This window comes from Saccharothrix longispora, from assembly GCF_031455225.1.
Lineage (GTDB): Bacteria > Actinomycetota > Actinomycetes > Mycobacteriales > Pseudonocardiaceae > Actinosynnema > Actinosynnema longispora.
This window is the reverse complement of the sequence record NZ_JAVDSG010000001.1, coordinates 3,632,775-3,645,253: the sequence shown is the minus strand read 5'-3', so window position 1 is coordinate 3,645,253 and position 12,479 is coordinate 3,632,775. Positions and strand designations below refer to the sequence as shown.

The window sequence follows — 12,479 nt, the reverse complement described above, 5'->3', positions numbered from 1 at the left end:
ACCCGCCCACCCGCAGGCCCACGGAGCGACAAGAGGTTCCCCACGATGACTGACGAAAGCAAGCTGGTCGACTACCTGAAGCGGGTGACCGCGAACCTCCAGGAGACGCGGGAGCGGCTGCGCGCGGTGGAGGCGGAGCCGATCGCGATCGTCGCGATGGGCTGCCGCTACCCGGGTGACGTGCGTTCACCCGACGACCTCTGGGAGCTGGTGTCCGAGGGCCGCGACGCGGTCGGCGGTTTCCCCACCGACCGCGGCTGGGACCTGGACTCGATGTTCGACGCCGACCCCGACAACCCCGGCACGAGCTACGTCGCCGAAGGCGGGTTCGTCCACGACGTCGCCGAGTTCGACGCGCCGTTCTTCGGCATCTCGCCGCGCGAGGCGCTCGCCCTGGACCCGCAGCAGCGCCTCGCGCTGGAGCTGGCGTGGGAGACGATCGAGCGGGCGGGCATCGCGCCGCACTCGCTCGCCAAGCAGCAGGTGGGCGTGTTCATCGGCAGCGGCGGGCAGGACTACTACGACGAGCTGCCCGCGTCCGTGCTCGCCGGCGAGGTGGAGGACTACCTGAGCACCGGCAACGCCGGTTCGGTGATCTCCGGCCGCATCGCCTACGCGCTCGGCCTGGAGGGCCCGGCGGTCACGATCGACTCGGCGTGCTCGTCGTCGCTGGTCGCCCTGCACCTGGCCGTGCAGTCGCTGCGGCAGCGGGACTGCTCCCTGGCCCTGGCCGGCGGCGTGATGGTGATGTCGAGGCCAGGCCCGTTCGTGGCGTTCAGCCGCCAGCGGGGGCTCGCCGCCGACGGGCGCTGCAAGCCGTTCTCCGACAGCGCCGACGGCACGGGCTGGGCCGAGGGCGCGGGCACGCTGCTGCTGGAGCGGCTGTCCGACGCGCGCCGCAACGGCCACCCCGTCCTCGCCGTCGTGCGCGGTTCGGCGGTGAACTCCGACGGCGCCTCCAACGGCCTCACCGCGCCCAACGGGCCCTCGCAGCAGCGGGTGATCCGGCAGGCGCTGGCCAACGCCCGGCTCTCCGCGTCCGAGGTCGACGCGGTGGAGGGGCACGGCACCGGCACCACGCTGGGCGATCCCATCGAGGCCCAGGCCCTGCTCGCCACCTACGGGCAGGACCGCCCGGCCGACGAGCCGGTGTGGCTGGGCTCGATCAAGTCGAACATCGGCCACGCCCAGGCGGCGGCCGGCGTCGGCGGCGTGATCAAGGTGGTGCAGGCCCTGCGCAACGGGGTGCTGCCCAGGACGCTGCACGTCACCGAGCCGACCACCGAGGTGGACTGGACGGCCGGCAACGTGCGGCTGCTGCGCGAACCCCGCCCGTGGCCGGCGGGCGACCGCCCGCGCCGGGCCGGGGTGTCGTCGTTCGGCGTGAGCGGCACCAACGCCCACGTGATCATCGAGGAGGCCCCCGAGCCGGACCCGGCGGATTCCGCCGCCACCGGCTCCACCGCCGACCGGGTCGCGCCGGGCTGGCCCGGGGGCGTCCCGGTGCCGTGGCCGGTCACCGCGCACGGCGCCGCTGCCCTGCCCGCCCAGGCGGACGCCCTGCTGACCGCCCTGGACGGCGTCGCGCCGGCGGACCTCGGCTTCTCCCTGGCGACGTCCCGGTCCCCGCTCACGCACCGCGCCGTGGTGCTGGCCGACGACCCGGCCGGCGGCCGGGCCGGGGTCGCCGCGCTCGCCGCCGGCGGCACCACCCCGGCGGTCGTCACCGGGGCACCGGTCGACGGGCTCACCGCGTTCCTGTTCTCCGGCCAGGGCACCCAGCGCCCGGGCATGGGCGTCGAACTGGCCGCCGCGTTCCCGGTGTTCGCCGAGGCGCTGGACGAGGTCGTCGCCGAACTCGACCGCCACCTCGACCGCCCCCTGAAGGGCGTCGTGTCCGGTGAGCCGGGGCTGATCGACCAGACCGGCTACACCCAGCCCGCGCTGTTCGCGATCGAGGTGGCGCTGTTCCGCCTGCTGTCCTCGTGGGGCCTGCGGCCCGATTTCCTGCTCGGCCACTCGGTCGGCGAGATCGCGGCGGCGCACGTCGCCGGCGTGCTGTCGCTGGCCGACGCCTGCACCCTGGTCACCGCCCGCGCGAAGCTCATGCAGGCGCTGCCCCCCGGAGGGGCGATGGTCGCGCTGCGGGCGACCGAGGAGGAGGTCGCGCCGCTGCTCACCGGCCGGGTGGGCATCGCGGCGATCAACGGGCCCGACTCGGTGGTCCTCTCCGGTGCCGAGGACGACGTCGCCGCCGTGGTCGCCCGGTTCGGCGACCGGCAGTCCTCGAAGCTGAAGGTGTCGCAGGCGTTCCACTCACCGCTGGTGGAACCCGTGCTGGCCGAGTTCGCCGCCGTCGCCCGCACGCTGACCTACGCCCCGCCCACGATCCCGCTGGTGTCCGACGTGTCCGGCGCGCTCGCCGGGCCCGAGATCGCCACCCCGGAGTACTGGGTCTCGCACGTCCGCGCCGCGGTCCGGTTCCACGACGGGATCGGTGCGCTGACCGCGCAGGGCGTTTCCCGGTTCGTCGAGGTCGGCCCGGACGGGGCGCTGTCCGCGCTGGTCCGCGCGACCTCCGACGCGGTGGTCGTCCCGGTCCTGCGCAAGGACCGCCCCGAGCCGCGCGCGGCGCTCACGGCGCTCGCCGAGCTGTTCGTCAGCGGGCTCGTCCCGGACTGGGCCGCGGTGTTCGCCGGTCGCGGCGCGCGGCGCGTCGACCTGCCCCCGTACGCCTTCCAGCGCAAGCGCTACTGGCTCGCCGCCCGCGCCAACCGCGACGAGGTGACCGCCGCCGGGCTCACCGCGACCGGGCACCCGCTGCTCGGCGCCGCCGTCGCGCTCGCCGGCACCGACGGCGTGGTCCTCACCGGCAGGCTGTCGGTGGAGACCCACCCGTGGCTGGCCGAGCACCGGCTCGGCGACGCCATCGCCGTGCCCGGCACGGCGTTCCTGGAACTCGTGGTCCGCGCCGGCGACCAGGTCGGCAGCGGCCGGGTGGAGGAGCTGACCCTCGGCAGCCCGCTCGTCCTGCCGGACCGCGGCGCGGTCCGGTTGCAGGTGACCGCGGGCGCCGCGGACGCGGACGGCGCCCGCGCCGTGACCGTCCACTCGCGACCGGAGGACGCCGGGCCCGACGAGCCGTGGACGTCGCACGCGAGCGGGACCGTCGCGCCCCAGTCGCAGCGCGGCGGCGTGGACCTGGCCGAGTGGCCGCCCGCCGGCGCCGAACCGGTGCCGATCGACGGCCTCTACGACGACTTCGCCGACCAGGGCCTCGCCTACGGCCCGCTGTTCCGCTCCCTGCGCGCGGTGTGGAGCCGCGGCCGCGAGGTGTTCGCCGAGGTCGCGCTCCCCGAGGACGGCGACGCCGGGCGCTTCGGCCTGCACCCGGCGGCCCTCGACGCCTGCACGCACGCGTTGCGCGTCGCCGGCGGCGGCGACGGCGGCGTGGGCCGCGTCCCGTTCTGCTGGACCGGGGTCGAACTGCACGCCACCGGCGCGTCGGCGCTCCGCGTGCGGTTCACGCCCACCACCGACGACGGCTTCGAGGCCGCGCTGGCCGACACCACCGGCGCGCCGGTCGCGACGGTGGCCGAGGTCGTGTTCCGCGCCTTCACCGCACCGGCCGCCACCGACCGGGCCGCGCCGCTCTACCGCGTGGAGTGGCGGCGGGCCGCAGACCCCGGCCACGGCGTCGACGTCGACGCCGTCGAGGTCCTCGACTGCACGGGCAAGGCCGGCACGGCGGCGGAGACGCGCACCCTGACCCACCGCGTCCTCGCCGCCGCGCAGGACCGACTGGCGACGGCGCACCCGGAGCACGCGCGGCTGGTCGTGGTGACCCGCGGCGCGGTCGCGGTCGACGACGCCGGCGTCACCGACCTGGCCGCCTCCGCCGCGTGGGGCCTGCTGCGCTCGGCGCAGGAGGAGAACCCGGGCACCTTCGTGCTGCTGGACCTCGACGGCGGGACCGCCGTCGAGGCCGTGCTGCCCCGGGTGCTCGCGACGGGGGAACCGCAGGTCGCCGTCCGGGACGGCGCGCTGCTGGTGCCGCGCCTCGTCCGGGCCGCGCCGGGCGCCGAGCCGGTGCGCTTCCCGGCGCACGGCACCACCCTGCTCACCGGGGCCTCCGGCGCGCTCGGCGGCGAACTCGCGTGGCACCTGGTCACCGGGCACGGCGTCCGCCGGCTGGTGCTGGTCGGCCGCCGGGTCACCCCGGGCCTGGACCGGCTGGCCACCGACCTGCGCGAGGTGGGCGTGGACGTCACGCTCGCGCCGTGCGACGTCGCCGACCGGGCCGCGCTGGCCGGGGTGCTGGCGGCGATCCCGGCCGAGCACCCGCTGACCGCGGTCGTGCACGCCGCCGGCGTGCTCGACGACGGCGTGCTCACCGCGCTCACCCCCGGGCGCGTCGACGCCGTGCTGCGCCCCAAGGTCGACGGCGCGCTGAACCTGCACGACCTCACCCGCGACACCCCGCTCTCCGCGTTCGTGCTGTTCTCCTCCGTCTCGGGCGTGCTCGGCGCACCCGGCCAGGCGAGCTACGCCGCGGCGAACGCGTTCCTCGACGCCCTCGCCGCCCACCGCGCGGCGCAGGGCCTGCCGGCCCTGTCACTCGACTGGGGCCTGTGGGGCGAAGCCGGTGGCATGGGCGGCTCGCTGTCGGCCGGGGACGTCTCCCGGCTGGCCGCCGGCGGGATCGTGCCGCTGGGCACGGCGGAGGCGCTGGCGCTGTTCGACCGGGCGCTCGCCGCCCGGCACCCGGCCGTCGTGCCCGCCAGGCTGGACCTGCCGAGGCTGCGCGGGCTCGACCGGGTGCCGAAGGTGTTGGAGGAGCTCACCGGCCGGCCCACCCGGCGCGTGGCGTCGACCGCGACCGCCACCCCGGCCGACTCGTTCGCCGCACGCCTGCGGGCGCTGCCCGCGGACGACCGGGCGGACGCCGTGCTGGACCTGGTGCGCGGGCACGCCGCGGCCGTGCTCGGCTACGGGGGCGCGCACGAGATCGAGCCCTCGGCGCAGTTCCAGTCGCTCGGGTTCGACTCGCTCACCGCGATCGAGCTGCGCAACGGACTCGGCACGACCACCGGCCTGCGCCTGCCCGCGACCCTGATCTTCGACCACCCGACGCCGTCGGTGCTGGCCGCGCACCTGCTGGCCGAGCTGACGGGCACCGGCGACGAGGTCGTCGCGGTCGCCGCGACCGGGTCGGACGAGCCCATCGCGATCGTCGGGATGGCCTGCCGGCTGCCCGGCGGGGTCACCTCGCCGGAGCAGCTGTGGGACCTGGTCGCCGAGGGGCGTGACGCCATCGGCGAGTTCCCGGCCGACCGCGGCTGGGACCTCGACGGCCTGCTCGACCCGACCGGCCGCCGCCCCGGCACCACCTACGTCGCCCGCGGCGGGTTCCTCTACGACGCGGGCGACTTCGACCCGGCGTTCTTCGGCATCCCGCCGAAGGAGGCGCCGGTGATCGACCCGCAGCAGCGGTTGCTGCTGGAGGCGTCCTGGGAGGCCCTGGAGCGCGCCGGGATCGACCCGGTGTCGCTCAAGGGCAGCCCGACCGGCGTCTACGCCGGCGTGCAGTACCACGACTACGCGGGCGCGAGCAGCGCCGGCTCCATCGTCACCGGCCGCGTCTCCTACACCCTGGGCCTGGCCGGCCCGGCGGTCAGCGTCGACACGGCCTGCTCGTCGTCGCTGGTCGCCATGCACATGGCGGCGCAGGCGCTGCGCGGCGGCGACTGCACGCTCGCGCTCGCCGGCGGCGTCACCGTGATGGCGACGCCGGAGACGTTCGTCGAGTTCAGCCGCCAGGGCGGGCTGGCCGCCGACGGCCGCTGCAAGGTGTTCTCCGACGACGCCGACGGCACCACCTGGTCCGAGGGCGTCGGCGTGCTGGTGCTGGAGCGGCTGTCCGACGCGCGCCGCAACGGGCACCCGGTGCTCGCGGTGTTCACCGGCAGCGCGGTCAACCAGGACGGCACGTCCAACGGCCTCACCGCGCCCAACGGGCCCGCGCAGCAGCGGGTGATCCGGGCCGCGCTGGCCGACGCGGGCCTGCGACCGTCCGACGTGGACGTCGTCGAGGCCCACGGCACCGGCACCAAGCTGGGCGACCCCATCGAGGTCCAGGCGCTGATCGCCACCTACGGCAAGGAGGCCACCGCCGAGCGCCCCCTGTGGATCGGCTCGGTGAAGTCGAACGTCGGGCACACCCAGGCCGCCGCCGGCGTGACCGGCGTGATCAAGGTCGTGATGGCGATGCGGCACGGCGAACTGCCCGCGACGCTGCACGTCGGCAGGCCCTCCACCGAGATCGACTGGTCCGCGGGCGCCGTCCGGGTGCTCACCGAACCGGTGAAGTGGTCGCCGAACGGGCACACCCGCCGGGCCGGCGTCTCCTCGTTCGGCGTCAGCGGCACCAACGCCCACGTGCTGCTGGAGGAGGGTGACCGGCCCGAGGTCCCCGCCGGCGGCGCCCCCGACCACGACGGCCCCGACCACGACGGCCCCGACCACGACGGCCCGGTCGCCTGGCCGGTGTCCGGCCGGGGTGCCGCGGCGCTGCGGGCGAAGGCCGAGCAGCTCATGGCGCACGTGGACGAGGAACCGGACGGCAGCCTCGCGGACATCGGCTTCTCGCTGGCCACCACGCGCAGCGCGTTCGACCGCCGCGCGGTGCTGATCGGCAGCCGGTCCCCGCACTTCGTCCGGGGGCTCGCCGCCCTCGTGGACGGTGAGGAGGCGCCCGGGGTCGTCAGCGGTGTCGCCGTCGCGGGCGGGCGCACGGCGTTCCTGTTCACCGGCCAGGGCTCGCAGCGCGCCGGGATGGGCGCGCGGCTGGCGCGGCGGTACCCGGTGTTCGCCGAGGCCTACGACGAGGTGTGCGCCGAGCTGGACCGCCACCTCGACCGGCCGGTCCGGGAGGTGGTGGACGCGGGGGACGCCCTCGACGAGACCCGCTACGCGCAGCCCGCGCTGTTCGCGCTGGAGGTCGCGCTGTTCCGCCTGGTCCGCTCGTGGGGCGTCAAGCCGGACGTGCTGGTCGGCCACTCGATCGGCGAGGTCGCCGCGGCCCACTGCGCCGGCGTGCTCTCGTCGGCCGACGCGGCGCGGCTGGTGGTCGCCCGGGGCGCGCTGATGCAGGCGCTGCCCGCAGGCGGCGCGATGGCCGCGATCGACGCCACGCCGGAGGTCGTGCGCGAGGCCGCGGGGGACACCGTGGACCTGGCGGCGGTGAACGGCCCGGGTTCCGTCGTCATCTCGGGCGAGGCGGACGCCGTGACCGCCGTGGCGGCGCTGTTCGGGCGCACCAGGCGGCTGCGCGTGTCGCACGCCTTCCACTCCCGGCTGATGGAGCCGATGCTCGCGGAGTTCCGCGCGGTCGCGGAGGACCTGACCTACCACGCACCGCGCATCCCGGTGATCTCGACGGTCACCGGCGCGCCCGCCGACGAGCTGACCTCCCCGGAGCACTGGGTGGGGCAGGTCCGCGAGGGCGTCCGGTTCTTCGACGCGGTCACCCGCGCCGCGGCCGACGGCGTCACCCGGTTCCTGGAGCTGGGGCCCGACACCACGCTCACCGCGATGACCGCCGCCTGCTTCGACGAGCAGCCCGACGGGCTCGTCCTCGCCTCGGTGCTGCACAAGGAGCAGGACGAGGCGGTCGCCGCGCTGACCGGGCTCGCCCGGCTGTTCGTGAGCGGCGTCGACGTCGACTGGACCGCGGTGTACGGGCCGACCGGAGCCCGGTCGGTCGCGCTGCCGACCTACCCGTTCCAGCGGCGGAGGTTCTGGTTGGAGAGCACGGCGTCCGCCCCCGGCGGGGACGACCACCCGCTGCTCGGCCCGGCCCTGGAACTGGCCGACGCGCGGGGCGTGCTGTTCACCGGGCGGCTGTCCGTCGGCTCGCTGCCGTGGCTGGCCGACCACGTGGTCGGCGGCGCGGTGCTGTTCCCCGGCACCGGGGTCGTCGAGATGGCGGTCCGCGCCGGCGACGAGGTGGGCTGCCCGCGCCTGGACGAGTTGACGCTGGAGCACCCGCTGGTGCTGCCGGAGCGCGGCGGCGTGCGGGTGCAGTGCGCGGTCGGCGCACCCGACGGTGGCGGCGACCGGGTGTTCAGCCTGCACTCGCGGCCGGAGGGGGCGCCGGAGGGCGCGCCGTGGACCCGGCACGCCACCGGCCGGCTCGCCAAGACCCGCCGGACCGCCCGGTTCGACCTCGGCACCTGGCCGCCCGCCGGCGCCGAGCAGGTCGACCTCGACGGCACCTACGAGGAGCTGGCCGCCGACGGGCTGGTGTACGGACCCGCGTTCCGCGGGCTCGTCGCCGCCTGGAAGCGCGACGGCGAGGCCTTCGCCGAGGTCCGGCTGCCCACCTCGGTGACCGACGCGGACCGCTACGGCCTCCACCCGGCCGTGCTCGACGCCGCGCTGCACACCATCGGCGTCTCGGGCGCGGCCGGGACCGAACCCGCGCTGCCGTTCGCCTGGGAAGGGGTGTCGCTGCACGCCGTCGGCGCGACGACCCTGCGCGTGCACGTCCGGCCGGTGGGCACCGGCGCGGTCGCGCTCGACGTCGCCGACGGCACGGGCGCGCCGGTCGCGTCGGTGGAGTCGCTGCTGCTGCGCCCGATGTCCGCGACGCCGCGACCGGTCGCGGCCGGCGGCGACCTCCTGTTCCGGGTCGGCTGGGAGCACGTCGAGTTCGACGCCGTGGCCGAGGTCACCGACTGGACCGTGGTGGGCGCGGACCCGTTCGGCCTGGCCGACGCGCTCGGTGCCACGACCGCCGCCGACCTCGCCGCCGCCTCCGGCACCGGCCTGCTGGTGCTGCCCGCCGGCGGCGCGGACGACGTGCACGCCGAGCTGCACCGCGTGCTCGACCTGCTGCGGACCTGGCTCACCGACGACCGGTTCGCGAGCGGCTCCCTGATCGTGGCGACGCGGGGCGCGGTGGCCGCCGAGGCGGGGGAGGACCCCGACCCGACCGGCGCTGCGGTGGCGGGCCTGGTGCGCTCGGCACAGGCCGAGCACCCCGGCCGGATCACCCTGGTCGACCTCGGCGCGGGCACCCCGTCCGGCCGGACGCTGGCCGCGGTGTCGGCCTCCGACGAGCCGCAGGTGGCCCTCCGCTCGGGCGCCGTGGTGGTGCCTCGGCTGGTCCGCGCGGCCGACGCGGCGGCGGCCCCCGTGTGGGACGCCGACGGCACGGTCCTCGTCACCGGCGCCACCGGCGCGCTGGGCGGCGCCGTCGCCCGGCACCTGGTGACCGAGCACGGCGTGCGGCACCTGCTGCTCGCCGGCAGGCGCGGCCCCGAGGCGCCCGGCGCGGCGGCGCTGCGCGACGAGCTGACCGGACTCGGTGCCGACGTCACCCTGGTCGCCTGCGACGTGGCCGACCGCGACGCGGTGGCGGCGCTGCTGGCCCGGGTGCCGGCCGACGCGCCGCTGCGCGCGGTGGTGCACGCCGCCGGCGTCCTCGACGACGGCGTGCTGACGTCGCTGACACCGGGCCGCGTCGACGGCGTGCTCCGGCCGAAGGTCGACGCGGCGCTGGTGCTGCACGAGCTGACCCGCGGGCTGGACCTCACGGCGTTCGTGCTGTTCTCGTCGGCCGCCGGGGTGCTCGGCGCGCCGGGGCAGGGCAGCTACGCGGCGGCCAACGCGTTCCTGGACGCGCTGGCGGCCCGCCGCCGGGCCGAGGGCCTGGTCGGCACCTCGCTCGCCTGGGGCCTGTGGGCCGACGAGGGCGGCGGCATGGGCGCGCGGGTGGACGGCGCGGACGCGCACCGCATCGGCGGGACCGGCATCACCGCGCTGTCCACGCGGGACGGTCTGCGGCTGCTGGACTCGGCGGCGGGCTCGGCCGAGGCGTCGCTGGTGCCGATCTCCCTCGACCTCCGGGTGCTGACCGCGCTGGAGGACGACGACCTCCCCGCGGTCCTGCGGGGCCTGGCGGGCTCCCGCGGCCGGCGTGCGGCCGAGGACACCGCGGCCGACACCGAATCGCTGACGGCCAGGCTGGCCGGGCTCCCGGCGCACAAGCGCGTCCCGACCGTGCTGACGCTGGTGCTCACGCACGCCGCCGCCCTGCTCGGCCACGCCGGGCCGGAGGCGGTGGAACCGGACCGCTCCTTCAACGAGGTCGGCTTCGACTCGCTGTCCGCGACCGGGTTCCGCAACAAGCTCAGCCTCGTCACCGGGCTGAAGCTGCCGGTGAGCCTCATCTACGACCACCCGACGCCGCGCGTCCTCGCCGAGCACCTCGTCGGCGAGCTGGCCCCGGCGCCGGAGGCCGAGGACACCGGGACGGGGACGGCGTCGGTCACCACCGAGCAGGGCATCCGCGACCTCCTGGCCGGGATTCCCCTGGCGGAGCTGCGTTCCGCGGGACTCCTGGACGGCCTGCTGACCCTGGCGGGCCTGCCCCCGGCGGAGGAGGACGAGCCGGCGGTGCCCGTCGTCGAGGCGGCCTCGATCGACGAGCTCGACGCCGACGCGCTCATCAGCATGGCGATCGGCGGCGGGGAGGACGACTAGCCGGGCGCGGGCGCACGCCGACGGACACCGGCGTGCGCCACCCCTAAGTGGCCCGACCCGGCCACTATTGGCCCGCCCCCGCGCGCTGTGGCCAACTGGTACCGACAGTTTCCGGGCTCCTTGCCGGGTTCCGACGAAGAGTTCGTTATGGATCTTGACTCGAACGAGGTGAGGTAACCGATGGTCACCGGCTACGCGATCGAAGCGCGGGGGCTGCGCAAGTCGTACGGCGACGTCCACGTCCTGGAGGGAGTCGACCTGAGCGTGGAGCGCGGCACGGTGTTCGCGCTCCTCGGGCCCAACGGCGCCGGCAAGACCACGACGGTGCGCATCCTGAGCACCCTGCTGAACGCCGACGCCGGCACCGCCACCGTCAACGGCCACGACGTGGCCGGGAGCACGCGGGTGGTGCGCGAGCAGATCGGCCTGACCGGTCAGGACACGGCGGTCGACGAGCTGCTCACCGGCCGCGAGAACCTGCGCATGATGGCCCGGCTGTTCCACCTCCCGGCCGCCGCGGTGACGGCGCGCACCACCGAGCTGCTCGCGCAGTTCGACCTGGTGGAGGCGGCCGACCGGCAGGTGAAGACGTACTCCGGCGGCATGCGCCGCCGGCTGGACCTGGCGATCAGCCTGATCACCTCGCCGTCCGTGCTGTTCCTCGACGAGCCCACCACCGGGCTCGACCCGCGCAGCCGCGCGGCGATGTGGGACGCGATCCGCGAGCTGCTCGACGGCGGCACCACGATCCTGCTCACCACGCAGTACCTGGAGGAGGCCGACCAGCTCGCCGACCGGATCGCGGTGATCGACCACGGCCGCGTGGTGGCCGAGGGCACGGCGACCGAGCTCAAGCGCAAGGTCGGCGCCTCCCGGCTCACCCTCGCCTTCGCCACCGCCGGCGACGCGGCCCGGGCGCACGGCGTCGTCGGCGGCGTGCTCGCCGACACCGCCGTCGGCGTCGCCATCGACGAGCCGGCGCAGGTCCGGCGCGTGCTCAACCAGGTCTCCGGGGCGGGCCTGGAGCCGACGGCGCTCGACCTGGCCGAACCGACCCTGGACGACGTTTTCCACACCCTCACCGGAACCGCAGGAGCGAAGTGATGACGCAGACCTTGTCGAGGGAAACCGTGGACAGGCCCGCTCCGGGCTCTCCCGCCCGTTCCGCGTTGTCGCTCCTGCTGTCCGACTGGCGGGTGCTGATCGGGCGCAACGTCAAGCACATCACCCGGAACCCGGAGATGCTGTTCCAGGCGGTGTCGCTGCCGATCGTGCTGCTGCTGCTGTTCCGCTTCATGTTCGGCGGCGCGATCACCGTGCCCGGCATGGCCTACATCGACTACCTGGTGCCGGGCCTGGTCGTCATCAGCATCGGCTTCAACACCACGACCACCGTGGTCGGCGTCGCCGCCGACCTCACCAACGGTCTCGTGGAACGGCTGCGGTCCATGCCCATGTCGGGCTCGGCCGTGCTCGTCGGGCACGTCGTCTCCGGCATGCTGCGCAGCGCGCTGTCGCTGGTCGTGATGGTCGGGGTCGGCCTCCTGGTCGGGTTCCGCCCCGCCGGCGGGGTGCTCGGCTGGCTGGCCGCGCTCGGCCTGCTGACCCTGTTCGCGACCGGCGTGTTCTGGCTCGCCACGCTGCTCGGCACCGTCGCCAGGACCATCGAGGGCGCCAGCGGCCTCGGCATGATCCTCGTCTTCGTCCCGTACGCCAGCAGCGCGCTGGTGCCGACCGACTCGATGCCGCTGGTGCTGCGCGTGGTCGTCGACAACCAGCCGGTCACCGTGCTCATCGACGCGGTCCGCGCGTTGCTGAACGGCGCCGACCTCGGTGCGACCGGGTGGCTGGCGTTGGCCTGGTGGGTGCCGATCACGGTCCTGTCGGCGGTGTTCACGGTCCGCAAGTTCCACCAGCGCGCCATGGCCTGA

The 12,479-nt window shown here is 76.0% G+C and carries 3 protein-coding genes; all 3 read left to right on the top strand.

Going from position 1 to position 12,479, the window contains the following annotated elements; genetic code table 11:
- The first annotated feature begins 45 nt into the window (after positions 1 to 45).
- On the top strand, positions 46 to 10,548 hold the full coding sequence (locus J2S66_RS14800) for an SDR family NAD(P)-dependent oxidoreductase (RefSeq protein ID WP_310307616.1): 10,503 nt from the start codon (positions 46 to 48) through the stop codon (positions 10,546 to 10,548).
- Between the two features lie 180 nt (positions 10,549 to 10,728).
- Positions 10,729 to 11,652 carry an ATP-binding cassette domain-containing protein gene (locus J2S66_RS14795; RefSeq protein ID WP_310307615.1) on the top strand — a complete coding sequence of 308 codons (924 nt, stop codon included), beginning with the start codon at positions 10,729 to 10,731 and terminating at the stop codon, positions 11,650 to 11,652.
- Entirely contained in the window at positions 11,652 to 12,479 is an 828-nt protein-coding gene (locus tag J2S66_RS14790; protein ID WP_310307614.1) for an ABC transporter permease, read from the top strand. The genes J2S66_RS14795 and J2S66_RS14790 overlap by 1 nt, the downstream gene beginning before the upstream one ends.